Genomic DNA, 26,292 nt, shown 5'->3' with positions numbered 1-26,292 from the left:
ATAGTTCTTCTTTTGTCAGCAGGAAGGATTCTTATTTTGTATCACGAAAATCTTTATGTATGTGAATAAGTAAAGTTTGAGCATAAGGAGGAAATCGTGTGAGTCTTTCCATGCAATTAGAAGTAAAACGTGACGTCCTATGTGTGAGACTAGAGGGTGAATTAGATCATCATACGGCTGAAGAGTTGCGAACGAAAGTAACAGATATGATTGAGACACATGGTGTTCATCATATTGTTTTGAGCCTAGAGAACTTATCTTTTATGGATAGTTCTGGTCTAGGTGTTATATTAGGCCGATATAAACACGTAAAGGGATTAGGTGGAGAAATGGTTGTTTGTGCAATTTCACCGCCTGTTAAGCGTTTATTTGAAATGTCGGGCTTATTCAAAATCGTTCGCTTAGAAGAAAGTGAAGCGCACGCGCTCGCGACGTTGGGGGTGGCATAGATGAGAAATGAAATGAACCTTCAATTTTCAGCATTAAGTCAAAATGAATCGTTCGCTCGCGTTACTGTGGCGGCTTTCATTGCACAACTAGATCCAACGATGGAAGAATTAACGGAGATTAAAACAGTTGTGTCAGAAGCGGTTACAAATGCAATTATTCATGGATACGAAGGAAATGCAGAAGGTATTGTTTATATTTCTGTAATTTTGGAAGAAGCAATGGTGAAACTCACGATTCGAGATGAAGGGATTGGAATCTTTAACTTAGATGAAGCGAGACAACCCCTTTTTACAACTAAACCTGAATTAGAGCGTTCCGGAATGGGATTTACTATCATGGAAAATTTTATGGATGAAGTAGAAGTTATTTCAAACGAATCTTTCGGGACAACAATCCATTTGACAAAATACTTATCAAATAGTAACGCTCTATGCAATTAAGGAGAATAGCCTATGGACATAGAGGTCAAAAATGAGAAGAAGAAACCTCAGTTAAAGGACCACGAGCTAAAAGCGTTAATTCAAAAAAGTCAAGATGGAGATCAACAAGCGAGAGATACAATCGTTCAAAGTAATATGCGCCTTGTTTGGTCGGTTGTACAGCGGTTTCTTAATCGAGGATACGAACCAGACGACCTATTTCAAATTGGATGTATTGGGCTCTTGAAATCGGTAGATAAATTTGATTTATCTTTCGACGTGAAATTTTCAACATATGCAGTTCCAATGATTATTGGTGAAATACAACGTTTCTTACGTGATGATGGATCAGTGAAAGTTAGTAGGTCTTTAAAAGAAACAGGAAACAAAATTCGAAAGATGAGAGATGAGCTTTCGAAAGAATTCGGAAGGGCTCCAACGATTAATGAAGTGGCAGAGGCACTAGAACTAACGCCAGAGGAAGTTGTGCTAGCACAAGAAGCGAGCCGGGCCCCTTCATCTATACATGAAACTGTATATGAAAACGATGGAGATCCAATCACTATTTTAGATCAAATTGCAGATCAATCTGAAACGAAATGGTTCGATAAAATTGCTTTAAAAGAAGCGATTAGAGAACTAGATGAACGAGAGCGCTTAATTGTATACTTGCGTTACTATAAAGATCAGACACAATCAGAAGTAGCAGAGCGCATAGGCATTTCGCAAGTACAAGTTTCAAGACTTGAAAAGAAAATATTAAAACAGATGAAAGATCGAATAGACGAATAATTGTCTATTCGATTTTTTTATGCTGTTAATAGGAGAGAGATGTTAATTTTCTCAAAAATTAACAGAATTTATTGATAATTTAGTTAATTTAAAATATAATCCAAGTATGAACTTGTCATAAAGGGGGAAGGAAACATGGAAACGAGGCAACAATGGGGAACGAGAGCTGGATTTATTTTTGCAGCGGTCGGATCTGCCGTTGGATTAGGAAACATATGGCGTTTTCCTTATACAGCGTATGAAAATGGAGGAGGAGCATTCTTTTTACCGTACTTATTTGCATTATTAACGACTGGTATTTCATTGTTAGCGTTTGAGTTTGCCCTTGGTCATCGTCATCGTGGTTCAGCACCACTTACATTTTTCCGTATTAGCCCGCGTGCCGAATTTATTGGATGGTGGCAAATGTGCGTAACATTTATCGTTTCAACATATTATGCAGTGATTATTGCTTGGTCTATATCGTATACATACTTTGCAATTACTGGAGCATGGGGAAAAGACACGCAATCATTTTTATTTAAAGAGTACTTACATGTTGCAGATAAGCCAGGACAATTTGGAGGACTTGTACCGGAAGTATTAATTCCGTTAGCTCTCGTTTGGATTATTGTGCTTGGCGTTGCATTTAAAGGAGTTAAAAAAGGAATCGAAGTTGTTAACCGTATATTTATTCCTTTATTAGTTGTTATGTTTCTTATTATCGTCGTTCGTGCAGTGACGATGGAAGGCGCTATGCAAGGACTAGATGCATTCTTTAAACCAGATTGGAGTCGTATTTTTGATGGGAAAGTATGGCTTGCTGCTTATGGTCAAATATTCTTTAGTTTATCTTTAGCATTTGGAATTATGATTACGTATTCTAGTTATTTACCGAAAAACTCGGATACAACAAATAATGCCTTTATTACTGGATTTGCAAACTCAGGATTTGAATTATTAGCAGGTATTGGGGTCTTTGCAGCTCTTGGATTCATGGCAAATAATATGGGAGTACCGGTTGATAAAGTAGCAAGTGCTGGCGTTGGGCTTGCGTTCGTAGTATTTCCACAAATTATTAATGAATTGCCGATGTCACCGTTGTTTGGTGTATTATTTTTCTTATCGTTAACGGTTGCTGGAATCACCTCACTTATTTCACTCGCAGAAGTATGTTTTGCCGCTGTATCTGAAAAATTCAGTTTAAGTCGGGAAAAAACCATTGGAATTATGGGAACCCTTCTCGTGTTAGTTTCTCTTGTATTTGCAACACGTGGTGGGCTTATGTTCTTAGATGTTGTCGACTATTTCGCTAATAATTTCGGATTAATTACAATTGCACTTGCGGAAGTAGTTACGATAGGGCTCATTTTACGTCGTTTACCAGTTTATCAAAATCATGCCAACTTTGTATCTGATATTAAATTAGGAATGTTTTGGAGAGTGAGTTTACTCGTTATTACTCCACTTATGTTAGGGTATATGCTAATTGATGGTACAATCCAAAATATTAAAAAGAATTATGGAGATTATCCGACTGAGTTTGTTGTAACGTATGGTTGGTCGATAGCAGCAGCATTCCTCATAGTTGCAATAATCATTGGCCTGAAAAAATGGGATGCACAAATTCATTCGGATTCTGCCAAGCTTGAAAAAGAATGGAAAGATCGAGGTGTTTCATAATGAGTGGATCAGCGATTATGATGATGGTTATTGGAATAGTAGTCATTTGGGGAGGGCTTGCATTAAGTATTGCAAACTTATTTAAGAAAAAGGCATAAGTAAAAAACATCTGTACCGAAATGGTGCAGATGTTTTTTTATGAAAAAATTGTATTAGAAAAAAATTCAATAACCATACTACAACTACGAGGAAGAGTGAAGGGGTGAATGAAAGTTGGAACAAACGATTTATATTAAAATGCGCAATCGTTTAAAAGTTTCTCCTACTTATGAAGTAAAGCTGGGCGATGTTGCTCAACTTGCCGGAGATTCTTCCGTAGTTGAGTTGTTACAAAATGAGATAGTTTACAAAATAACAGCGCATGATAAGACGCATGTTGTAATTGATGTTATGAAAGTAATTGAGATTATTCAACAGAAAGCATCTCATGTACAAATTAATTTACTCGGTTCTGGACAAACTCTTGTTGAAATTATATACGAAAAAAAGAAGACACACCCAATTTTTTTCGGGCTTGTATGGCTGTTACTGTTCATTGGAGCGGCCCTTGCGATCATTTATTTCCATGAAGATGTAAGTATGCAACAAGTACATCAACGGTTATATTACATGATTACTGGAGAATTTAATGCACAACCACTTTTATTTCAAATTCCTTATTCTTTAGGTCTTGGCTTAGGGATGGTTTTATTTTTTAATCATGTATTTCAAAAGCGAATTAATGAAGAGCCGAGTCCGTTAGAAGTTGAGATGTTTCAATACCAACAGTCACTTGATCAGTATGTAATCGTTAATGAAAACAAGGATAATATGAAACAACTTGCCGATGATTGAGTCTGGATTTGTTATTTTAATTGGTTTAGCTGGAGGGATTGCGGTAGGTAGCGGATATGTCGCATTTTTAGCTGTACTTGGTATAATCCCCCGTTTAGCTCAATTAACGAGAAGTGGAAAGCATATTCAATATTTTGAGTGGGCAGTCATTGCAGGTACTTTAACAGGGGCTTGGTGCAGTTTGAAAAACATTACATTTCAAACGTCGCAATATTGGCTCGTTATATTAGGGATATTTTGTGGCACGTTCATTGGAATGCTTGCTGCGGCATTAACAGAGGTGTTAAATGTTCTACCTATTTTAGCGAAACGAGTAGGGATAGAGGGGAAGATTATTGTTTTACTCGTTGCTCTTGTACTTGGGAAAGTAATAGGATCGTTGTTTCACTGGATTTATTTCGTAAAGTAGGAGGCAGTATATAAATGACAAGTCAGAAATTGAGGGATGATTACATAAATAAAGTGAAGGAGTATCATCCAAAGCCAAACTATTTACTAAATTGTATCAAAGCATTTCTTGTAGGTGGACTCATTTGCACAGTTGGAGAAGTATTGATGAAATTTTATATACATTATTTTCACTTCAGTGAACAAGAGGCAGGAAACCCAACTGTTGCAACCCTTGTTTTATTATCCGCGATTTTAACAGGGTGTGGTGTATATGATAAAATCGGTCAATTTGCTGGAGCAGGATCAGCGGTACCGGTAACAGGATTTGCAAATTCTATGGCGAGCGCTGCCTTAGAACATAAGAGCGAAGGGGTTGTTCTAGGGATTGCTACAAATATGTTTAAACTGGCAGGAAGTGTGATTGTATTTGGGGTCGTTGGTGCATATATCATTGGGTTAATAAGGTATACCTTTAAAATTTTTATGTCTTAAAGGAGGGGCTAGTATGAGGTTGACCGGAAAACAAACGTGGGTATTTCAAAATGACATATATGTGAATGCAACGGGTACTGCTGTCGGTCCGAAAGAAGCTGAGGGCCCTCTCGGGAAAAAATTTGATATTTCATATGATGAATTGCATTGTGGAGAAGAAAATTGGGAGCTTGCCGAACGAAGATTAATGTCAGACTCAATTCAACAAGCAGTGCAAAAAGGGAATATAAAAACATCGCAAATTGATTTTTTTTTAGCAGGAGATTTATTAAATCAAACAGTGACAGCAAATTATGTTGCGCGTAAGTGGGGCATTCCTTTTTTAGGAATGTTTAGCGCTTGTGCGACGTCTATGGAGACTTTAGCAGTTGGCTCAGCTTTTATAGACGGTGGATTTGCAAATCGTGTCTTAGCTACAGTAAGTAGTCATAATGCAACGGCTGAAAGACAATTTCGCTATCCAACAGAGTACGGTGGACAAAAGCCAGGGACAGCAAATTCAACTGTGACTGGTGCAGGATCTATATTAATTAGCAATGAAAAAAGTACAATTAAAATTACGTCGGCTACAATTGGAAAAGTGCAAGATTTAGGAATTACAAATCCTTTGGATATGGGGGCAGCGATGGCACCTGCTGCTGCTCATACAATTCAACAACATTTTGAAGATTTAAGAAGAAGTGCCGATGATTATGATTTGATTGTTACGGGTGATTTATCAGCTGTTGGGACGCCGATTGCGAAACAACTTTTACTTGAGGAAGGTTATGATCTTGGGCATATATACAATGATTGTGGATTGATGATTTATGAATCAAGTCAAGAAGAAGTGTTTGCAGGTGGTAGTGGTTGCGCTTGTTCAGCAGTTGTCACATATGGTCATTTATTACAAGAGATGCAAAAAGGGAATTTACAACGAATTTTTGTCGTTGCGACTGGTGCATTATTAAGCCCGATGATGATGCAACAGAAGGAAACGATTCCAACAATTGCACATGGTGTCGTATTTGAGAGAGTTAAAGGAGAGTGAATTGTGGATTTTATATATGCATTTCTTGTAGGTGGAGTTATTTGTTTAATTGGGCAACTATTGTTAGATTTTGTAAAGTTAACACCAGCTCATTTAATGGCAACTTTTGTAGTCATCGGAGCAATTTTAGATGGGTTTGGATTGTACGATAAACTAATAAAGTTTGCAGGTGCTGGAGCAACAGTCCCTATTACAAGTTTTGGACATTCACTATTGCACGGAGCAATGCATGCAGCAGAAAAACATGGATATTTAGGAATTGGTATTGGCATGTTTAGTTTAACGTCTGCGGGCATTTCCGCAGCGATATTGTTTTCGTTTTTTATAGCACTTATATGTAAACCGAAAGGATAAATCAAATGAGACGAAGGGTTGTTTTGGTCACAGATGGAGATGAATATGCAAAGCGGACAATTGAGCTTTTAACGAAGGAATTTGGGGGAAGGTGTATTTCAGCATCACAAAGTAATCCAACCAAATTGACAGGGAAAAAAGTTGTTGAGCTTATTATGCAAACGCCATATGACCCTGTATTTGTCATGTTTGATGACAGTGGATTTATTGGAGAAGGATCTGGTGAAAAGGCTTTAAAATATGTGGCTACCCATAAACAAATTGATGTGCTCGGTATTTTAGCGGTAGCGTCTAATACGCATCATTGGGAATGGGCACGTGTAGATGTAAGTGTAGATCGGAACGGGAATTTAACCGAATACGGTGTTGATAAATTTGGACTTCCAGATGGTGAAATTGGCAGAATTAGCGGGGATACAATTTATTGTTTAGATGACTTGAATGTTCCTGTCATCGTTGGAGTCGGTGACATTGGTAAGATGTGTGGAAATGATGAATGGGAGAGGGGATCACCTATTACGAAGAAAGCAATTCAATTAATTTTGGAAAGGAGTGGTTTTTATGACGAAGCCTAAAAAAGTGGATATCCCTATATCAACTTTCATAAGTGACAATGAAAATTATTTAAAGCAGACAGTTGGACTAGGCGTTACATACGATGTTGGCATTCGTAAATTTCAAATTTTGAATAAAGAAATTGGTGTGTTATTTGTAAACGGACTTTGTGATACAAATTATATTATCCCTATTTTAGAAGAAGCGGTGGATACAAATGAGATAAGGGATGTAGAAGAAGATACAGTGAAGCTTTTAGAGAATCGCTTAATCCATCAACAAGTAAGTAAAGTGAAAACGATGGATGAGGTAATGCTCCAAGTATTATCAGGACTCATCGTGATATTTGTGGAAGGTGAAACGGAAGCGTTCGCAATCGATGTTCGTAGTTATCCAGGGCGAACGCCGACAGAACCAGATACCGAAAAGGTAGTACGCGGTGCAAGGGATGGATTTGTTGAAAATATCGTTGTAAATACAGCATTAATCCGTAGAAGAATTCGAGATCCACGTCTTCGAAATGAAATGGTTCGAGTAGGAGATAGATCACAAACGGATATTTGTATTACATACGTTCAAGATGTTGCAAATCCAGATTTAGTAAAGATTATAAAACAAGAATTAAATAACATCGATGTAGATGGAATTACGATGGCGGATAAAACAGTAGAAGAATTTGTTGTAAAGCAAAGCTATAACCCATTCCCACTTATTCGATATACAGAAAGGCCAGATGTAGCAGCAAATCATCTACTAGAAGGACATGTGTTAGTACTTGTTGACACATCGCCAAGTGCTATGATTACACCGACAACATATTTTCATCATTTACAGCACGCGGAAGAGTTTAGACAAAATCCAGCTGTCGGTACATTTTTACGCTGGGTGCGCTTTTTAGGTGTTATATTCTCGTTATTTTTATTACCATTTTGGTTAGTGTTTGTATTTGATCCAACTCTTTTGCCAGCAAATCTTGCTTTTATTGGACCGACTAAGATGACGCATTTACCAATTTTATTACAGGTGTTAATGGCAGAGGTCGGACTTGAGTTTTTAAGGATGGCAGCCATTCATACTCCAACGCCGTTATCGTCTGCAGCAGGGTTGATTTCCGCTATATTAATTGGTCAAATTGCAATTGATGTAGGTTTGTTTGTGCCAGAAGTAATTTTGTATGTAGCAGTTTCGATGATTGGTGCATATGCAACACCGAGTTATGAATTAGGATTAGGGAATAAGGTTGGGAAATTGTTTGTTATTATTTTAACAGGCCTCTTCCATGAGATGGGATTTGTAATTGGTATGACGATATTAATTTTATTTTTAACGTCTATAAAAAGTTTACAAACACCTTATTTATGGCCGTTTTTACCATTTGATTGGGGCGCATTAACAAAAATTTTACTCCGTCCAACGATGTCTAGTTTAAAAGTACGACCAAGTATTGTAAGACCTCAAAATGTAAAAAGACAAAAATAAACGGGATTATACACCCGTTTATTTTTTTTAGCAAAAATTTATTATTTTTTAACAAAAATCAAACATTTTTTGTGTACACTTAGAGTAGATATTGTGTATGGAAGGGGAAGAGGACATGATTAAATTATTTGTAAGTGATTTAGATGACACGCTCGTTTACGATGTGAATCATATGCAAAAAGAAGATGAACGTGCGCTGTGTTGGTTAGCTGAGAAAGGGACAAATATTTGTTTTGCCTCTGGCCGCTTTACACACAGAATTGATGAAGTTGTAAAAAGGTTTTCATTCCCATATTACACAACTGGCTTAAATGGAGCGACAATGTTGCTTCCGGATGGAAATTTATTTCATGAATCGAGTTTTGAAAATGTGGTTGCCCAGGAAATATATCGATATATACATAAAAAAGGACTAGCGGATATTGTTTGTGCAAATGAGCAGCGATATACAAAAAGGAAGAATGAACATCACCATAATTTTGAAGCGTATATGGGCGTGCATATCGCTGAAATTGAAGCGTTAGAAGAAGAGTTTGGTAAGACTGTACACCCTGCAAAATTGTTTGTTTTTGGAGAAGAAGAGAAAATTGTGACGTTAGATCAAGAGCTACGAGATATGTTTCAAGGCGAAGCGGAAGTTTTTATATCAGGTAAACGCTATGTTGATATTATGCCAAGAGGCGTGAGTAAGGGGAGTGCTCTAAAGCGACTAATGGACCATTTGCAAATTGAAGAAAATGAAGTTGCTTGTATTGGAGATTCTTTCAATGATATTTCTATGTTTGAAGTAACCCCGCATTCATTTACTCTTCATCATGCCCATCCATATGTAAAGGAGAAAGCAAATCATATAGTGCGTTCGGTTGAAGAGGCTGTTATGAAATTACCGTTACTTGTATAAAAAAGAAGCCCGTCACTGGCGGGCTTCTTTTTTACTTGAATAAAGATTTAACAAAATCAATGATACTTGAGAAGAAATCTTTCACTTTATCTAGAAAACTTTGTCCTTCTTCAGAACCTAAGAAGGCAGAAACGTGTTCTTTTGCTTTGTTTAATTGACTACCAACTTGATTCCAATCGATATTAAGATTTTTCATTTTATCAAATAACGATACTAAGTTATCTAACTGTTCATCTGTCAATGTAATGCCGAGTTGATCAGCAATTTTTTTAATTAATGAACGTAAATCTTCTGTTGTTTTTGGCTGTTCTTTTGCAATTTCTTCTTTAATTTTTGCAACAAGTTGAACTGCTTTTTCTTCACCAATTTTATCACCAAGCTGGGCTGTTTGTACCATTTCTTCATTCGCTACTTTTTTAACTTCTTCAGGAATTTGTTTATTGGACGCAGTTTCGTATGCTTTCATTAATCCAGTTAAAGCTGCAGTTCCTGAAACTTTAAAAGGTGCAGTAATTTGAATTTCTGCATCTTTTACACCTGCTGTAATCAAAGCGTTAGTGTACATTGCATCTGTTACCCAGTTAATGTTCTTTGATCGTACAATAAGACCAGATCCTGGTTTTGTGTATGTAATCATAGAAGAAGAAATTGCTCTCGTACCAATTTGTGCTTTTGGAACAATGCCTTCTAGAAATTTATGTTCTTCCGCATTAGATACAGTAATAATTGTAGCATCTTTCGGTGCTTTCATTTCTTTTAACAGATCTTGTTTTTGTTGTTCAGATAAGTTCTCTCCTAATGTAACAATTGATTCTCCCTCGATGATGTCTGCAAACGAAGCTGTTGGCATCATAAATACCGTTACAGCTAATAGCAGAGCTAGTAATTTCGTTTTCACGAAAAATCGCTCCCTTTCTCTTTCTAAAATTTTCGGGCAACAAAGTTATTATAGTATATATTTCTTATTTGTCACCTAGCTTTTTCCACATTTCAAAAAAGAAGTATCTAGATTGTCGGATTCTTTTTGTTTCTAGTCATGAATGTGGTAATATAGTGCTGAGATAGTTGAAAGGAGACATATACGTATGAAAACTTTAGGATACATATTAATGGAAAACGGTGAAAAAATCGACTTGGAATTTTTCCCAGAAGAAGCACCGAAAACAGTAGAAAACTTTAAAAAATTAGCAGAGCAAGGATTTTATGACGGTGTTACATTCCACCGTGTTATTCCTGGCTTCGTAAGCCAAGGTGGAGACCCAACAGGTACAGGTGCAGGTGGCCCAGGATACTCTATTCCATGTGAAACTGATGGAAACCCTCATAGACACCTTGTAGGATCACTTTCTATGGCTCACGCTGGCCGTAACACAGGCGGTAGCCAATTCTTTATCGTTCATGAGCCACAGCCGCATTTAGATGGTGTTCATACTGTATTCGGTAAAGCAACAAGCGGTATTGAAACAGTATTAAAAATGCGTCAAGGCGATGTAATGAAAGAAGTTAAAGTTTGGGAAGAATAAGGTAAGGAAAAAGAGAGCTTTTGCTCTCTTTTTTATTTTTAATGAGATTGAGTACTACTTCTACAGCTCATCATACAAGTAGTATTGTTGCTAAAATATATTGCTTGTGAGAACAAACCTTTAACCAATTACATAGAATACATTACATTATATGTTTCAATAAATATTTTTTGTTATATTAATTTTGCTAGAATTGTGCTGCTTTAGAGTAACTATAAATGAAGTGCTGTTGAATGATATGTTTCTTTCCATTCCATATAAAATTTTCTTTTTTTAACTCTATTTATTAAAGGAATAGTGCTGAAACATAGATTTGACTTTCTTCTTTTCGCTTTGTATGATTATCAAGTTGTTTTAGACTCTTCTCACTCTGTTGAAAATATTGTAAAATGAATGTGATATGAAAAGAGTGATTGAGGGGATTACTAGTTTGTAACTTTTGTAAGAAGGGATAAGGGTTATGTTAATTCGTTTTAAAAAAAGTTATGAAAAAATTGCAATGGGGCTTCTTTCGTTTATGCCAACTGAAAAAGATGTGAAAACATTACAATTGACAATGAAAGAATATGAAGCAAAAGATGATTGGCAATTGTATTTGTGGAAAGAAAATGAAGATTTTGTTGGAATAATGGGGATTGTAAAAAAAGAGAATCAAGTATTAGAAATTCAGCATTTGAGTGTGAACCCGTCTCACCGTCATGTGGGGATTGGGACGAAGATGGTTCAAGAGTTAAAGAGTAAATTTCTTGAGTTTACAATTTGCGGAAATGAGCAAACAGCAAGTTTTTGCGAAAAATGTAAAGGGCTAGAACAAAATATACATTCGTGAAAGCAGAGATAAGTAGTTTATTATCTCTGCTTTCTTTTTTGTAATTGTTCGTTTCGTTCAGTGATGACCTCTGTGCGATCACGCAAAGTGTGCTTGTTTATAATATATTCACCTGGGATAGCATTCAAGTCTTTCCAAGAGAGGTTTTGTTTTTGACATAACTCTATGCACTGCTTCTCTAACGATGAATCTGATAAGGGTAAAAATAAAGGTACAAAACGTTCTTTTTTATGGATAGATTGCAATCTTTCATTGAGCAAGGAAAGAAGTTGTACTTGATTAATTCCTAAACGTTGTAAAGGCACACCGCTTTTTTCTAAAATTGTAATTGCGCTTTTCATCATTTTTGTAGAACCATTCCAATTAGCACGTCTTTGGTGGTATAAAGAAACTGCAATTTGAATGAGACCAACTAAGTAATGATCACGATTACCTCTTGGTTTTGTCTTCCAATACTCTTCTAGTATTTCGTGGCATTCAAAATAGTCATAATCTCCATGGAAATGAATTAAAAATTGTATGTATTCGGTAGGATACATGTTTTCTCGCTCCTATCTAACGGTTATACATATAAGTGTATCATAGAAATATGAACAATAAACGACTAGGAGGTTTCCCCCTAGCCGTTATTGTTCATATTAGCAGAAGCAAGCTGCTCCTACAATAATTAGTAAAATAAACAGTACAACAAGTAATGCGAACCCACCGCTAAAACCACAATCAACGTGACCCATAGTTTTTTGACCTCCTACATTGTTCTTACTACACTGTTATCATATGAAGTGGTGGGCATGATGACATAGGCATCGGTCTATTTTTAATTAAATTTCTTAAAAAGGTTGGATAGAACATGAGTATGCTCTATACTTATGTTGTTATAGAAAAAATGTGGTGGGATGCTTTGTGCAATATAATTTTAAAGTAGAGGCTTTTGAAGGGCCGTTAGATCTATTGTTACATTTAATACATCGTTATGAAATTGATATATATAATATTCCTGTAGCAGATATTACAGAGCAATATTTATCTTATGTGCATACGATGAAAGAACTTCAATTAGATGTTGCAAGTGAGTATTTAGTAATGGCTGCAACGTTATTACAAATTAAAAGTAAGATGTTGTTGCCGAAACATGAAGAAGATGTACTTGATAACGGTGATGATTTTATAGATGATCCTCGTCAAGAATTGATGGAGAGGTTAATTGAATATAAGAAATATAAGCAAGTTGCTACTGAGTTAAAAGAAAGAGAACAAGAAAGAGCACAGCTATATACACGTCCACCAATTGACTTTACATCGTTGCAACAAGAAGAGGAGACAAGCTTACCTCTTGATGTTACGTTATATGATATGCTAGCAGCATTTCAAAAATTAATGCGCCGTAAAAAGGCAAAAAAACCTGTAACAACACGTATTACTCGTCAAGAAATACCAATTGAACAGCGAATGACTGATATTTTAAAACAGTTAAAAATAAAGGGTGGTCGCCAAAGTTTTTATGATTTGTTTGTTGATGATGAACGTGAAATAATGGTTGTAACATTTTTAGCAGTTCTGGAACTTATGAAAAATCAACAAATCATAATTGAGCAAGAACATAATTTTGATGAAATTTTCGTATCAAGCTCTAATAAATCTGCATAGAGCAAGTATGTGAAAATGGGATAGCAACATTTTATCTCATGCTATGTTTTAATGTATCGTTTGGAACAAGAGAAAAAATATTGAACCGAACGCATTAATTGTGATTCGGTTTTTTGATGTGTATTTTTATGAGAAAATAGAAGGAAGGAGCTCGTGAAATGGATAGGAAAGAACAAAAGTCAATTATTGAAGGCCTTTTATTTGTTTCTGGTGATGAAGGGATTTATCCAGAACAAATAGCGAAAGTTCTTGAAATTGAAATGAATGAAGCAATTAATATTTTAGAAGAAATGCAACAAGAATGTGAAGGTGCAAACCGTGGTTTGCAAATTGTACAGTATGCAAAAGTATATCGTTTTGCTACAAAGAAAGAACATGCTTCATATTATCAAAAATTAATAGATACACCAACAGCTGCTTCACTCTCACAAGCTGCCCTCGAAACGTTAGCGATTGTTGCATATCGCCAACCAATCACAAGGACTGAAATGGAAGAGATTAGAGGAGTTAAAACTGATAAGGCGTTACAAACGTTGGTTTCACATTTACTTATAAAAGAAATGGGAAGAGCAGAAGGACCAGGGCGTCCTATTTTATACGGAACAACAAAAGAATTTTTAGACACATTTGGATTGAAAACATTAGATGATTTACCACCGCTTTCTGAAGAGAATGAACAAATGAATGAAGCAGATTTATTCTTCGGTTCCTTACAAGAGATATCGAAATAAAAGCTTAGCATTTTGCTAAGCTTTTTTTGTATATCAATTATTTACAGTGCCATACTAAATGAAAAAAGGAGACGAGTTATGAGAGGTATGCGGATTATTTTATTATTAGTTTCTGTTTTATTATGTTTTTCTTTAAATAGCGCATCAGCTAAAAGGTATATGATGTCCATTCATACTACGTCTCCTTTACATATGCATCGGCAACATCTTAGTAAAATGAAAGTGAGCTTTTTAAAAGTGGGGCAAGGTGACGCAACACTTATTATAATGCCAAATGGACAAACAATGTTAATTGATGGAGGACCTTATGAAGCAGGAGAGGTTATTATTCAGAAATTAATTGAGAAAGGGATTAATCATTTAGATGTAATTGTCAGTACGCATCCCGATATGGATCATATAGGGGGGTTAATTCCAATTGTAGAGCAAATGCCGGTATCGCTTATATTAGATAGCGGAAAAACATATAGTTCTCTTACTTATCATACGTATCGGAATAATATAAAAAAAAGAGGGATACCTTTCGTTTCAGTAAAGGAAGGACAATATATACCGCTGGATCCACATGTTTCTATACAAGTATTAAACAATGGGAAATCAAAAGATGAAAATAATGAATCCTCAATTGTTTTAAAGGTGCGATATGGAAAAGCGGATTTTTTATTAATGGGTGACGCGGATGTACGGACAGAACATGAAATATTAAAACAATTTGATGTCCATGCAGATGTGTTAAAAGTGGGGCATCACGGCTCATATACTTCAACAAGTGAAACGTTTATAAAAAAAGTGGAACCGCAGTTTGCTATTTTGTCGTACGGGAGTAGTAATCCGTATGGACATCCTCACCAAAGTGTAGTGAAACGCTTAAAAAGGCACGGTATAATGGTATATAGAACGAATAAAAGTACAGTAGAAATGGAAACAGATGGTGAACATATTATGTTAGAGTCTAGCGGGTTAATGCCATTATTGAAGTGATTTCTATATTAGGGGGCGATACTGTCCCTTTTTGGAAAAATGAATAATATATATTATAATTATAAGAGACGTAAGAAATTTCCTTTTCTGTTGAATAAAAAGGAAATTTTATTAGAATGTATAGACAACTACTCGTGTGTATATTAAGATGGAACTAGGCGAATAAGGTAATAATAACAAGTAGGTAATTCATGGGAAAGGATCGATGAAAATGAAAACGCAAATTGTCATCAATGCCAAAATTTACACAGGTCAAGAAATAGTGGAAAACGGATTTATTCGTTACGCAGAAACCATTAAAGAAATTGGTTTGATGGCTCAATATGTACCACAAGAAAATGAAACTGTTTTTGATGCTACAGGGAAGATTGTAATTCCAGGTATGATCGATGTTCATATTCATGGTGGATACGATATTGATGCGATGGATGCAAATAGCGATGGGTTAGTAACTCTAGGTAAAGAAATGTTAAAAGAAGGGGTTACAACTTACTTCCCAACAACAATGACACAAGCTCCAGAGGCAATTGAAGCAGCGTTAACTGCTGCAAAAGAAGCAAAAGAAAAAGGAGCGCATTTCGAATATATTCACTTAGAAGGACCTTATGTTTCAAAGAAACGTGCAGGTGCACAACCACTTGAACATATCGTTCCTGCAAATATTGAGCAATTTAAACAATGGCAAGAAGCAAGTGGGAATTTAATTAAATTAGTAACATATGCACCAGAAGAAGAGGGAGCATTAGAGTTTGAACAATATCTTGCTGAAACTGGTGTAGTTGGCACAATGGGGCATACAGATGCAATTGATGGGCAACTAAAAAATAGAAAAATTACACATGCAACACATTTATACAATCAAATGCGTGGATTACATCACCGTGAACCAGGAGTTGTTGGTCATGTGTTATTAAATCCAGATGTAATGGTTGAAGTAATTACAGATGGTATTCATATTCACCCTGATATGGTGAAATTAGCATATAAGTTAAAAGGACCAAAAAAAGTAAGTGTTATTACTGACGCAATGCGTGCAAAAGGTCTTGAAGATGGATTATATGAGCTTGGCGGACAGCCAGTACATGTAAAAGATGGTAGTGCTCGATTAGAAGATGGAACGTTAGCTGGTAGTATTTTAAAAATGGATCAAGCTTTCCGAAATGTAATTGAATTTACAGGTTGTTCAATCGAAGATGCAGTACTGATGACATCAGTTAACCAAGCAGAAGAGTTTGGATTAAATAATAAAGGTGCATTAGCGGTAGGAAAAGATGCAGACTTTGTTGTGATGAATGAAGATTTACATGTATATGATACGGTTCGTTTAGGAATTCATATGAAGGAAGGGAAGTAATTAAATGAATATTCTTGTTGTAAAAACTCCAGAAGAACTAGCAGAAGCAGGTTATAAATTAATTGAAGAAGTTGTAAAAACAAAAGAAAATCCAACATTAGGAATGGCTACAGGAAGCTCTCCATTAGGTATTTATGCAGAAATGCGAAAAAATAAACTTGATACAAGCCGTGTAACCACTGTAAACTTAGATGAGTACGTAAATTTACCACATGAAGATAAAAACAGCTATCACTATTTCATGCAAGAACAGTTGTTTGATCATCTTCCATTTAAACAAACTTATGTACCAAACGGGATGGCAAGTGATTTAGAGGAAGAGTGCAAACGTTACGAGAGCATTCTAGCTGCTAACCCAGTTGACCTACAGATTCTTGGAATCGGTGAAAACGGTCACATCGGATTTAATGAGCCAGGAACACCGTTTAATTCTCCAACAAACATTGTTGAATTAACAGAATCTACACGCCAAGCAAACCTTCGCTTCTTCGAAAAAGAAGAAGATGTGCCAACTCATGCGATTACAATGGGAATTGGAAGCATTATGAAAGCGAAACAAGTTCTACTTGTTGCTATGGGTTCTAAAAAGGCAGAAGCTGTTAAAGAATTATTGCAAGGTGAATATAGTGAAGAGTGTCCGGCTACAGTTTTACAACGTCATCCGAATGTAACCGTAATCGCTGATCAAGAAGCTCTATCTTTATGCAGTGAGGCGATTGCTGATGAACATCGACAAGTATTCACCATTTCCGATCTATTATCAGATTCAAGAGTGGGTGAAACAGCTAATTGAGGACGGCGAATGGAAGCCGGGAGATAAAATCCCATCTGAGAATGAACTTTGTGATAAGTTCGAAGTGAGTCGAATGACAATCAGACAGGCGATTAATAATTTAGTGGAACAAGGCTATTTATATCGGAAGCGTGGAATTGGAACATTTGTCCAACTTCCGAAAGTGGAACAAAAATTGCAAGGAATGACGGGATTCACAGAAGACATGATTTCTCGTGGGATGAACCCAAGTAGTCAATTACTTAGTTTCCGCCTAGTTCCAGCTACTGCTAAAATAGCAGACCGGTTGAGAATACAGGAGGGGGAATCGGTTTATGAAGTGAGGCGTATTCGCTTAGCTGATGATGAACCGATTGCTTTTGAGACGACATATTTGTCGCCAGCTCTTGTAAAAGATATTAACGAAGAGATATTGCAACAATCTTTATATGAACATTTAGAGAAAAAACTGGGCTTTAAACTTGTTAGCGCTACTCAGTCAATTGAAGCTTCCGTTGCGACGGAAAATGAAGCTGAACATCTGCATATTCCTAAAAAGGCGCCTGTACTTGTAATGCGTCAATGGTCATATTCAGAAGGTGAGGTACCGCTAGAGTACGTGAAATGTATTTATCGTGGAGATCGTTATAAATTTATTACGAATATCGCACGTAACAAATAGTATATTTCAGTTTGTGAAGTACAGTGGAATTGAAAATGGTTAACATGTAAAGAAATAAAAATACGACTCATCCTTATAAGGAATGAGTCGTATTTTTATTATGAGCAATTACGTGGTTAACAGCATCTTTGACGTGATTTACTACATAGTGAGCGTGATTTTTTACTGCATCATCTGCTTGTGACATAGCAAAACTGTGAGGAGTTAAAGAAAACATAGGAATGTCATTGTAAGAATCCCCTATACAAGCAATTTCCTCAGGTTTTATTTGAAACTCATTTAATAAAACAGAAATGGCAGAGCCTTTACTAACATTCGGTGGCATTACATCTAAACATTGTTCTGCTGAGATGAAAGTACTAACTTTCCCGTGGAATTTTTCATCAATTTTTTTCTGAAGGAGTTGTAAGCTCTCCTTTGTTCCGCCGACAGAAATTTTATTTGGGAAAATTGTATCATCAATCTTCTGTAGTAAGTTTGGTTCTTCAACAGAAGTCATAGTTACTTGTTGTTCAAGTTCTTGAATAAAAGGTGTTTTCTCTTCAATGTAATAATTATGCTCATCACTTACATAACGGAAATAAGGCTCTTCATTCGTCATAGCTAACAAATCGGGAAGTATGCTGGAATCAAAAGTTGCAGATAATAGTTGTTTATTTTCATGTGTATATACAAAAACACCATTTACACTAATACGATGAAAATTTGTATTTACAGCTTTCATTAAGTCTGCAATTTCATTATCAAGTCTTCCGGAAGCGAAGCAAAGAATAACATTTTGTTCGGCAAGGCTGCGCAGTGCCGCAACATCTTGTTCATCAATAAGACCTCCGTGTTGCATCATTGTACCATCGATATCACTTACAAACATTTTAATCATGCTGTTATCTCCTTTCTATGTACAGTTGCTCTTACATTATACGCATCATATATAAACATGTCTAAAAAATGAATTTTTATTAAATGGCAGATGTTTTACATTGACGACAAAGAAGAATATTCTGTAACATAAAAGTAGGCTATTTAAGTACGAGGGTGGTGTTATATGAGTAATTATCTAGAAATTAAAAAAGTTTTAAATAATAATGTCATCATTGCTAGCCATCCGGAACACGAGGAAGTAGTAGTGATTGGTAAAGGAATTGGATTTGGGAAAAAAGCGAAAGATGTATTGGAGCAAGAACAAATCGAAAAAATGTTTGTCTTAAAAAATGAACGTGATCGTGAACAATACAAATTATTAGTGCCGCATATTAGTGAAAAATTAATTGAATTGATGAACGATATTATGCTGTACATTCAAGGAAAAGCGAAATCTCCACTAAATGAACATATTCATATTGCGTTAACAGATCATATTTCATTTGCGATTAAAAGGTTAAAACAAGGACTTACAATTGATAACCCTTTTTTAGTTGAAACAAAAATGCTCTATCCAGAGGAATATGAAATTGCGGAAGGTGTTGTAGAACTTTTAAATTCTCGTTTGCAAATTACATTGCCTGAAGGAGAAATTGGTTTTATTGCACTGCACATTTACAGTTCGCTTACAAATTCTGATTTATCTTCAGTTAATCAAAACTCCCGTCTCATTGCACAACTTGTATCTTTAATTGAGACAAACTTACAAATTACATTAGATCAAGAGAGCATTCATTATTTACGTCTTATTCGTCATCTTCAATATGCTATTGAGAGGGTGAAAAAAGGAGAAAAAGTAGAGGAATCGCAAAGTTTTGCTGATTTATTAAAGGCGGAGTATCCAGCTTGCTATAACTTGGCTTGGAAGCTAGTTAAGGTCATGCAAAAAGAGTTGCAACTACCTGTATATGAAGCTGAAAGTATTTATTTAACGATGCACTTGCAACGCTTAGTAAAGGCAGAGCATGTGTAAAAAGCCATATATTTTTGTCTAAAATGAAAACGTTAAAAAAAATGATTGAATCGCTTACAATAGTTATGTATAATAACTATTGCAAAGTTATACAAATTTCGACAAACACATTAAGGTGAGTAACGAAAACGTTTGCCTTAATTATAGTGAACTTATACGTAAACCTATTTTTGACACGTGTTACTGATTCGATCAGGCATGAGTGGAGAAAAGTAAGGAATGTAAGCTAGAGAAAGGGATATACTACCCTTTGTATAGCTATCGTTCTATCTTTTTTTCCTCATGTCTTTTTGGCGTTTGTCGGAAGGTATCAATATAGATAAGAGAGGAAGGGTTTCCATGTTTAAGAAGATCTTTGGTGTTCTTCAAAAAGTCGGAAAAGCGTTAATGCTTCCAGTAGCGATTTTACCGGCGGCAGGTATTTTACTTGGATTTGGTAATGCATTTCAAAATCCACAGTTAACAAATGTTATTCCTGCTTTAAAAGCAGATTGGTTCGTAATGGTTGCAAAAATTATGGAACAATCTGGTGATATTATTTTCGCTAACCTTGCATTATTATTCGCAGTTGGGGTAGCAATTGGTTTAGCTGGTGGAGACGGAGTAGCTGGTTTAGCAGCATTCGTCGGCTACTTAATTATGAACAAAACGATGAGTGTGTTCTTAGAAGTAGATAAGCTAGTGAAAGTAACAAGTTCTGGAGCAGACCCAGTAAAAATTGGATTTGCAGATCCAGCGTATGCAAACGTATTAGGTATTCCAACGCTACAAACAGGGGTATTTGGTGGTATTATCGTCGGTATAGTAGCGGCATATTGCTATAATAAATACTTCAATATTGAATTACCATCATACTTAGGTTTCTTTGCAGGTAAGCGTTTCGTACCGATTGCAACTGCAACATTCTCTTTAATAGTAGGTATTATCATGTGCTTCGTTTGGCCATACATTCAAGGTGGCTTAAACACGTTCTCACATCAAATGATTGATGCAAATAGAACAATTGCAGCATTTATATTCGGTTTAATTGAACGTTCATTAATTCCATTTGGATTACATCACATTTTCTATTCACCGTTCTGGTTCGAATTCGGTCAGTATACAAATGCAGCTGGCGAATTAATCCGTGGTGACCAAAAAATCTTTATGGCACAGTTAAAAGACGGTGTAGAATTAACAGCAGGGACATTTACAACTGGTAAGTATCCGTTCATGATGTTCGGTCTTCCAGCAGCAGCTTTAGCAATGTACCATGAAGCACGTCCAGAAAATAAAAAATTAGCAGCAGGTATTTTAGGTTCTGCAGCATTAACATCTTTCTTAACAGGTATTACAGAGCCACTTGAATTTTCATTCTTATTCGTAGCGCCAGTATTATTCGGAATTCACGCTGTATTTGCTGGTCTATCATTTATGACAATGCAAATTTTAGGTGTTAAAATTGGTATGACATTCTCTGGTGGTTTAATTGACTTCCTATTATTCGGTGTACTACCAGGCCGTACAGCATGGTGGTGGGTAATTATTGTTGGTCTTGTACTAGCAGTTATTTACTACTTCGGATTCCGCTTTGCAATTCGTAAATGGAATCTAAAAACACCTGGTCGTGAAGTGGCAAATGCAAATGACGGCGCAGGAAAAGCAGAAGCAGGCGAACTCCCTCGTGAAGTATTAGTAGCACTTGGTGGTAAAGAAAACATTGCTTCTTTAGATGCTTGTATTACTCGTTTACGTGTTCAAGTTAACGAACAAAAGAATGTAAACAAAGACCGCTTAAAAGAACTTGGAGCAGCTGGTGTACTTGAAGTTGGAAATAACATTCAAGCTATTTTCGGACCGAAATCTGACACATTAAAATCACAAATTCATGATATTATGTCAGGTCGTACACCTCATGTTGAAAAAGAAGAACCTGTAAAAGTGGAAGAAACTCCTCAAAAAGTTGATGAAAATGAAACAATTGTATCACCAATCGAAGGAAAAATCTTACCAATTACAGAAGTACCTGACCAAGTATTCTCAGGAAAAATGATGGGAGACGGATTTGCAATTGAGCCAACTGAAGGAACAGTAGTTTCTCCAGTGAACGGTGAGATTGTCAATGTATTCCCTACAAAACATGCGATTGGTATTCAATCTGAAGGCGGAAAAGAAATTTTAATTCACTTCGGTATTGATACTGTAAAATTAAATGGTGAAGGTTTTGAAGCGCTTGTAGCACAAGGCGACAAGGTGAAACAAGGCCAACCATTATTAAAAGTAGATCTTGCATTTGTAAAAGAAAATGCACCATCTATCATTACACCAATTGTCTTTACAAACTTACAACAAGGGCAACAAGTCGAATTGAAAAAAGATGGAAATGTTAAGAAGGGCGAAACCGCTATTATTGACATTCAGTAGGAATTTGACGCAAAATGTTTATAATTATAATAGGCGATGTGGTTGACCGAACATCGCCTATTATATACAATAGATGATGTAGTACTCACGTCTATACAACTAAAAAATACTGTAATTTAAAGGAGATAAATTATCATGGAAAAAATCTTTAAAGTAACTAGCGACTCAGGAATTCATGCTCGTCCAGCAACTCTACTTGTAAACACTGCAAGCAAATTCGGTTCTGATATTAACTTAGAGTATAACGGAAAGAACGTTAACTTAAAATCAATCATGGGCGTTATGTCTTTAGGCATTCAACAAAACGCAGAAATTAAAATCACTGCAAATGGTGATGATGCAGCTCAAGCACTAGCAGCTATCGAAGAAACTATGAAAAACGAAGGATTAGGAGAATAATGACTCTTAACATTCAAGGGATCGCTGCATCAAGTGGGATTGCTATTGCAAAGGCTTTCAGACTTGAAAATCCTGAATTTAACATCGAAAAGAAATCAATTACAAACGAAGCTGCAGAAATTGCACGCTTAGACGCTGCGCTTGAGAAAGCAAAAACTGAATTAGAAGCTATTAAGGACCACGCATTTGCTGAGCTAGGTGCTGACAAAGCTGCAATCTTTGAAGCGCATTTATTAGTGTTAAATGATCCAGAACTAGTAAACCCAGTAAAAGATAAAGTAAATAGCGAAAAAGTAAATGCTGAATTTGCAATGGATGAAGTTGCATCAATGTTTATTTCTATGTTTGAAAACATGGATAACGAATATATGAAAGAACGTGCTGCGGACATTCGTGACGTAACAAAACGCGTTCTTGCACATTTACTAGGAATTAACTTCTCAAATCCTGGTACAATTTCTGAAGAGGTAATCATCATTGCTGAAGATTTAACACCATCTGATACAGCTCAGTTAAACCGTAAGTATGCAAAAGGTTTCACTACTGATATCGGTGGACGTACATCTCACTCAGCAATTATGGCTCGTTCTATGGAAATTCCAGCTGTTGTTGGTACAAAAGTTGTTATGGAGAAAATCCAAAATGGCGATATCGTTATCATTGACGGTTTAGATGGAGAAGTAATTGTAAACCCATCAGAAGAAACTCTTCGTTCGTTTGAAGAAAAGAAAGCGAAATTTGAAGAGCAAAAAGCTGAATGGGCTAAATTAAAAGACCAAGCTACTGTAACAAGTGACGGACATCACGTTGAGCTTGTTGCAAATATCGGAACACCAAATGATGTACAAGGTATTATCGATAATGGCGGAGAAGGCGTTGGCTTATACCGTACAGAATTCTTATACATGGGCCGTGACAATCTTCCAACAGAAGAAGAGCAGTTCGAAGCGTATAAAGCAGTTCTTGAAGGTGTAAAAGAAGGTCAACCAGTCGTTGTTCGTACACTTGATATCGGTGGAGATAAAGAGCTTCCATACTTACATTTACCAAAAGAAATGAACCCATTCTTAGGATATCGTGCAATTCGCTTATGTCTTGATGAGCAAGATGTGTTCCGTACACAACTTCGTGCATTACTTCGTGCTAGCGTATACGGTAACTTAAAAATTATGTTCCCAATGATTGCAACTCTTGATGAGTTCCGTCAAGCGAAAGCAATTTTATTAGAAGAGAAAGCGAAACTTGTAGAAGCGGGTACAACTGTTTCTGATTCTATTGAAGTTGGTATGATGGTTGAAATCCCAGCTTCAGCAGTATTAGCAGATCAATTCGCGAAAGAAGTTGACTTCTTCTCTATCGGAACAAATGATTTAATCCAATACACAATGGCTGCAGACCGTATGAACGAACAAGTATCATACTTATACCAACCATATAACCCATCTATTTTACGTCTTGTAAAAATGGTTATCGATGCTGCTCATAAAGAAGGAAAATGGGCTGGTATGTGTGGTGAGATGGCGGGCGATTCACTTGCTATCCCATTACTATTAGGATTAGGGTTAGATGAGTTCAGTATGAGTGCAACATCTATTCTTCCTGCAAGAACACAGCTAAGCAAGTTGTCAAAAGCAGAAATGGAAACATTAGCAGAAAAAGCATTAATGATGTCAACTGCTGAAGAAGTTGTTGAACTAGTTAAAAGCATCTAATTAATAAAAAAACCTGAGTCGATTTGAAATCGGTCTCAGGTTTTTTCTATGAGAAAAGTAAATCTTATTTGCTTACTATCGAGGATAAGAGACAGAATTAGATAGCGATTGCAACGATATCAGTTGGGCATACACGTAAAATACCAGTAAAAGTATTTCGATTTTGATTGTTCTTATCGTCTTTATTGTTATCTTTGTTGTCTTTGTCATTACGAGCTAAAGCAGAGAAAAGAGCAACACCGTTAGCGAAACCTTCAAAAATTACATTGTTGAAAGTACCATTACCTCTAATGCTTAAAAGAGAAAGTTCTGTTCCAACTGAAATGCTAGCAAGTACGTTACATACAGCTGGTTGTTGTGGTCTAACCTCTCTCTCTCTCTCTTTCTCGCGATGGTCGCGCTCTCTTTCATGATGATGACATTCTCTAAAGTTATCACAGCATCCAAATGATCCAAACATAATCCTCATCACCCCCTTCACACTTATAATCTATGTAAGTTCGGTAGTTAGTGACTGGACAGAGAGTGGAATTTTTTCTAGGGGATTTTCTCATTTTAAATGACTAGCTGGGTGTTTAGTATGGAATGATGTTTAAAATAGGTGGAATATAACAAAAAAATGTAAAAACCACCGAAATAAATGAAATGGGTAGCCTTTACACTTTTTTACTTTTATATAAAACGATGATATATATAGGAAGAGCTAGGAGTAGTGGTACAATGGATCGTGCAGTATGTTTTTCTGATTCTAATTGGAATGCTTCTTCTTTTGGAAATTGTAAAATGGAGATGTTTGCGGCATCACCAATAAAATATAGAAGCAGTACAGTTACTATGTAACATAAAAGTGCGATAAAGCTTCCGTATGAACTCAATGAAAATCCCTCTCTTGTTATCTATTTGTTATCATTGTATCACAATTGTAACAAAAATACACGGGTATATTTCAACGCTTTAACAAAATTCGACACGAAACGTCACGTTTATTTATGAGAAGGGAATAGAATATACTTTTCCATAAGTATAAATGTCGAATGATTTGTAGTAATATTACAAAATTATGACAGGGAATAAAAAAACGAAGGCAATGTAGTTGCCTTCGTTTTTTATTATTTTGCCCACTCGCTTACTTGCTCTACGCTCATGCGAGGTGCAGGGTGGCCTTTTAAAGTTGATTCACCAATTGTAATAAGCATAATAGGAACGTAACGAGATGAAACGTTAAATTCGTCTGTCAGTGCTTGTGGATTGAAGCCACCAATAGCACAAGTATCCCAACCAGTTGCTTTAGCTGCAAGCATAAGTTGCATTGCTGCTAAAGATGCATTTGAAAAGGCAGCATCTCTTGGGAATTGTTCACGAGCATATGCAGATTCAATATTTTTAGCTAAGCGTTCTTTTGCTTCTTCTTTCATAAATCCCTGTTCTACAATTGGACCATATACTGGCTCAACATTTTTATAAGCTTCTAAATCACCTAAAATAGCGACTACTGCAGAAGCATCAAGAATTTGTTGTTGGTTATAAGCTATTGGGTGTAATCGTTTTTGTACATCTTCACCTTGAAAAACAAGGAATTTCCAGTGTTGTAAGTTCCAAGCGGAAGGTGCTTGTGCTGCTGCTTTTAAAATCTCATGTAATTCTGTAGATGAGATTTCTTTATTTGGGTTGAATGCACGTGTAGATGTGCGTTCATATAGAACGTTAAAAAAGTTGTCGTTTGTCATAATATATCCTCCAAATTGTATATAAAATTATCGGGAAAACGCAATGTATATTACTTACATTTTGTAAGTTATCGAATTTAAGAATATAATATCTTTATTTTAATTGTCAAGTTTTAAGAAATAAGCTAGGGCATTCATACAAACGATATAATTCCTATAATCATACACTAAAAAAGGAATTTATAGAGTGAAAAGGGAAGATAACATTCTCAATTAGCTTGTTAATATGTATTTCTCACAAATTAAAGTTTATTGGAGAACAGTCTTTTAAAAATGTTTG

General features: G+C 35.9%; 32 protein-coding genes. 25 read left to right on the top strand and 7 right to left on the bottom strand.

Annotated features, from left to right (window positions below; genetic code table 11):
• The first annotated feature begins 98 nt into the window (after positions 1–98).
• From spoIIAA to ACTFR3_RS11410, 13 genes are all read left to right on the top strand, one after another.
• A complete protein-coding gene (gene spoIIAA / locus ACTFR3_RS11470; protein ID WP_000059135.1) occupies positions 99–449 on the top strand; it encodes an anti-sigma F factor antagonist in 351 nt (116 codons plus the stop codon).
• On the top strand, positions 450–890 hold the full coding sequence (spoIIAB, locus tag ACTFR3_RS11465) for an anti-sigma F factor (RefSeq protein ID WP_001243398.1): 441 nt from the start codon (positions 450–452) through the stop codon (positions 888–890).
• Between the two features lie 12 nt (positions 891–902).
• Positions 903–1,661, top strand: a complete 759-nt coding sequence (gene sigF / locus ACTFR3_RS11460) for an RNA polymerase sporulation sigma factor SigF (RefSeq protein WP_000350729.1) — start codon at positions 903–905, stop codon at positions 1,659–1,661.
• A 135-nt stretch (positions 1,662–1,796) separates the two neighbouring features.
• Positions 1,797–3,323: a sodium-dependent transporter gene (locus ACTFR3_RS11455; protein WP_000450086.1), complete on the top strand. Its 1,527-nt coding sequence runs from the start codon at positions 1,797–1,799 to the stop codon at positions 3,321–3,323.
• The gene (locus ACTFR3_RS11450) at positions 3,323–3,421 is read left to right on the top strand and encodes a methionine/alanine import family NSS transporter small subunit (protein WP_000016826.1); all 99 of its coding nucleotides are present in this window, start codon (positions 3,323–3,325) and stop codon (positions 3,419–3,421) included. Before ACTFR3_RS11455 ends, ACTFR3_RS11450 begins: the two co-directional genes overlap by 1 nt.
• 115 nt (positions 3,422–3,536) lie before the next feature.
• A complete protein-coding gene (locus ACTFR3_RS11445; protein ID WP_000438369.1) occupies positions 3,537–4,157 on the top strand; it encodes a stage V sporulation protein AA in 621 nt (206 codons plus the stop codon).
• Positions 4,150–4,566: a stage V sporulation protein SpoVAB gene (gene spoVAB / locus ACTFR3_RS11440; protein WP_078439078.1), complete on the top strand. Its 417-nt coding sequence runs from the start codon at positions 4,150–4,152 to the stop codon at positions 4,564–4,566. Before ACTFR3_RS11445 ends, spoVAB begins: the two co-directional genes overlap by 8 nt.
• A 14-nt stretch (positions 4,567–4,580) precedes the next feature.
• A complete protein-coding gene (gene spoVAC, locus ACTFR3_RS11435; protein WP_211477808.1) occupies positions 4,581–5,039 on the top strand; it encodes a stage V sporulation protein AC in 459 nt (152 codons plus the stop codon).
• 13 nt (positions 5,040–5,052) lie between these two features.
• A complete protein-coding gene (spoVAD, locus tag ACTFR3_RS11430; protein ID WP_440044428.1) occupies positions 5,053–6,069 on the top strand; it encodes a stage V sporulation protein AD in 1,017 nt (338 codons plus the stop codon).
• Between the two features lie 3 nt (positions 6,070–6,072).
• Entirely contained in the window at positions 6,073–6,423 is a 351-nt protein-coding gene (spoVAE, locus tag ACTFR3_RS11425; protein ID WP_000345916.1) for a stage V sporulation protein AE, read from the top strand.
• Positions 6,424–6,428: 5 nt separating this feature from the next.
• The gene (locus ACTFR3_RS11420; protein WP_001254415.1) at positions 6,429–6,998 is read left to right on the top strand and encodes a stage V sporulation protein AE; all 570 of its coding nucleotides are present in this window, start codon (positions 6,429–6,431) and stop codon (positions 6,996–6,998) included.
• Positions 6,985–8,457 (top strand): spore germination protein SpoVAF, encoded by a 1,473-nt coding sequence (spoVAF, locus tag ACTFR3_RS11415; protein WP_000165595.1) that lies wholly within the window; start codon positions 6,985–6,987, stop codon positions 8,455–8,457. The genes ACTFR3_RS11420 and spoVAF overlap by 14 nt, the downstream gene beginning before the upstream one ends.
• Before the next feature lie 97 nt (positions 8,458–8,554).
• Positions 8,555–9,358, top strand: coding sequence for a Cof-type HAD-IIB family hydrolase (locus ACTFR3_RS11410; RefSeq protein WP_440044427.1), 804 nt, complete (start codon positions 8,555–8,557; stop codon positions 9,356–9,358).
• A 31-nt stretch (positions 9,359–9,389) separates the two neighbouring features.
• On the opposite strand, the gene ACTFR3_RS11405 is transcribed toward ACTFR3_RS11410, so the two are convergent.
• Positions 9,390–10,256: a DUF1002 domain-containing protein gene (locus tag ACTFR3_RS11405; RefSeq protein WP_000850515.1), complete on the bottom strand. Its 867-nt coding sequence runs from the start codon at positions 10,254–10,256 to the stop codon at positions 9,390–9,392.
• A 187-nt stretch (positions 10,257–10,443) separates the two neighbouring features.
• Here ACTFR3_RS11405 and ACTFR3_RS11400 point away from each other — a divergent pair, with 187 nt between their 5' ends.
• A complete protein-coding gene (locus ACTFR3_RS11400; protein WP_000853782.1) occupies positions 10,444–10,881 on the top strand; it encodes a peptidylprolyl isomerase in 438 nt (145 codons plus the stop codon).
• A gap of 460 nt (positions 10,882–11,341) precedes the next feature.
• The gene (gene ribT, locus ACTFR3_RS11395; protein WP_000908401.1) at positions 11,342–11,710 is read left to right on the top strand and encodes a GNAT family N-acetyltransferase RibT; all 369 of its coding nucleotides are present in this window, start codon (positions 11,342–11,344) and stop codon (positions 11,708–11,710) included.
• A 20-nt stretch (positions 11,711–11,730) separates the two neighbouring features.
• Here ribT and ACTFR3_RS11390 read toward each other — a convergent pair whose 3' ends face one another.
• Positions 11,731–12,249, bottom strand: a complete 519-nt coding sequence (locus tag ACTFR3_RS11390; RefSeq protein WP_000283597.1) for a DUF309 domain-containing protein — start codon at positions 12,247–12,249, stop codon at positions 11,731–11,733.
• Positions 12,250–12,348: 99 nt separating this feature from the next.
• Complete coding sequence (locus ACTFR3_RS11385) at positions 12,349–12,444, bottom strand: YjcZ family sporulation protein (RefSeq protein WP_000510194.1); 96 nt, start codon at positions 12,442–12,444, stop codon at positions 12,349–12,351.
• Between the two features lie 169 nt (positions 12,445–12,613).
• On the opposite strand from ACTFR3_RS11385, the gene scpA reads away from it, so the two are divergent.
• The 6 genes from scpA to phnF all read left to right on the top strand — a co-directional run bounded on the left by scpA (position 12,614) and on the right by phnF (position 17,877).
• A complete protein-coding gene (scpA, locus tag ACTFR3_RS11380) occupies positions 12,614–13,357 on the top strand; it encodes a segregation/condensation protein A (RefSeq protein WP_001199753.1) in 744 nt (247 codons plus the stop codon).
• A gap of 158 nt (positions 13,358–13,515) precedes the next feature.
• Positions 13,516–14,088, top strand: a complete 573-nt coding sequence (scpB, locus tag ACTFR3_RS11375) for a segregation/condensation protein ScpB (protein WP_000375168.1) — start codon at positions 13,516–13,518, stop codon at positions 14,086–14,088.
• A 78-nt stretch (positions 14,089–14,166) separates the two neighbouring features.
• Complete coding sequence (locus ACTFR3_RS11370) at positions 14,167–15,069, top strand: ComEC/Rec2 family competence protein (RefSeq protein WP_001214830.1); 903 nt, start codon at positions 14,167–14,169, stop codon at positions 15,067–15,069.
• Positions 15,070–15,280: 211 nt separating this feature from the next.
• Positions 15,281–16,423 (top strand): N-acetylglucosamine-6-phosphate deacetylase, encoded by a 1,143-nt coding sequence (nagA, locus tag ACTFR3_RS11365; protein ID WP_006928115.1) that lies wholly within the window; start codon positions 15,281–15,283, stop codon positions 16,421–16,423.
• Positions 16,424–16,427: 4 nt separating this feature from the next.
• Positions 16,428–17,216, top strand: a complete 789-nt coding sequence (gene nagB / locus ACTFR3_RS11360) for a glucosamine-6-phosphate deaminase (protein ID WP_001024210.1) — start codon at positions 16,428–16,430, stop codon at positions 17,214–17,216.
• Entirely contained in the window at positions 17,146–17,877 is a 732-nt protein-coding gene (gene phnF, locus ACTFR3_RS11355) for a phosphonate metabolism transcriptional regulator PhnF (protein WP_021727649.1), read from the top strand. The genes nagB and phnF overlap by 71 nt, the downstream gene beginning before the upstream one ends.
• 73 nt (positions 17,878–17,950) lie before the next feature.
• Here the strand turns inward: phnF and ACTFR3_RS11350 are convergent, their stop codons facing one another.
• Positions 17,951–18,757 carry a Cof-type HAD-IIB family hydrolase gene (locus tag ACTFR3_RS11350; RefSeq protein ID WP_000594248.1) on the bottom strand — a complete coding sequence of 269 codons (807 nt, stop codon included), beginning with the start codon at positions 18,755–18,757 and terminating at the stop codon, positions 17,951–17,953.
• A 165-nt stretch (positions 18,758–18,922) separates the two neighbouring features.
• Between ACTFR3_RS11350 and glcT the strand changes: the two genes are divergently transcribed.
• The 4 genes from glcT to ptsP all read left to right on the top strand — a co-directional run bounded on the left by glcT (position 18,923) and on the right by ptsP (position 24,285).
• Complete coding sequence (gene glcT, locus ACTFR3_RS11345) at positions 18,923–19,771, top strand: glucose PTS transporter transcription antiterminator GlcT (protein WP_086403787.1); 849 nt, start codon at positions 18,923–18,925, stop codon at positions 19,769–19,771.
• Between the two features lie 339 nt (positions 19,772–20,110).
• Positions 20,111–22,174, top strand: coding sequence for a PTS glucose transporter subunit IIABC (gene ptsG / locus ACTFR3_RS11340; protein ID WP_000473178.1), 2,064 nt, complete (start codon positions 20,111–20,113; stop codon positions 22,172–22,174).
• 135 nt (positions 22,175–22,309) lie between these two features.
• Positions 22,310–22,573: a phosphocarrier protein HPr gene (gene ptsH, locus ACTFR3_RS11335; RefSeq protein WP_000411080.1), complete on the top strand. Its 264-nt coding sequence runs from the start codon at positions 22,310–22,312 to the stop codon at positions 22,571–22,573.
• Entirely contained in the window at positions 22,573–24,285 is a 1,713-nt protein-coding gene (ptsP, locus tag ACTFR3_RS11330; protein ID WP_000174207.1) for a phosphoenolpyruvate--protein phosphotransferase, read from the top strand. The genes ptsH and ptsP overlap by 1 nt, the downstream gene beginning before the upstream one ends.
• A 97-nt stretch (positions 24,286–24,382) precedes the next feature.
• On the opposite strand, the gene ACTFR3_RS11325 is transcribed toward ptsP, so the two are convergent.
• The 3 genes from ACTFR3_RS11325 to ACTFR3_RS11315 all read right to left on the bottom strand — a co-directional run bounded on the left by ACTFR3_RS11325 (position 24,383) and on the right by ACTFR3_RS11315 (position 26,012).
• A complete protein-coding gene (locus tag ACTFR3_RS11325) occupies positions 24,383–24,745 on the bottom strand; it encodes a DUF3915 domain-containing protein (RefSeq protein ID WP_000468041.1) in 363 nt (120 codons plus the stop codon).
• Positions 24,746–24,941: 196 nt separating this feature from the next.
• Positions 24,942–25,160: a hypothetical protein gene (locus ACTFR3_RS11320; RefSeq protein ID WP_440044426.1), complete on the bottom strand. Its 219-nt coding sequence runs from the start codon at positions 25,158–25,160 to the stop codon at positions 24,942–24,944.
• A 234-nt stretch (positions 25,161–25,394) separates the two neighbouring features.
• Positions 25,395–26,012, bottom strand: a complete 618-nt coding sequence (locus ACTFR3_RS11315; protein ID WP_000180387.1) for a nitroreductase family protein — start codon at positions 26,010–26,012, stop codon at positions 25,395–25,397.
• Positions 26,013–26,292 lie beyond the last annotated feature (280 nt).

The organism is Bacillus cereus group sp. MYBK14-1 (assembly GCF_051916885.1).
Taxonomy (GTDB): Bacteria; Bacillota; Bacilli; order Bacillales; family Bacillaceae_G; genus Bacillus_A; species Bacillus_A cereus.
This window is presented reverse-complemented; position numbering and strand designations above follow the sequence as displayed.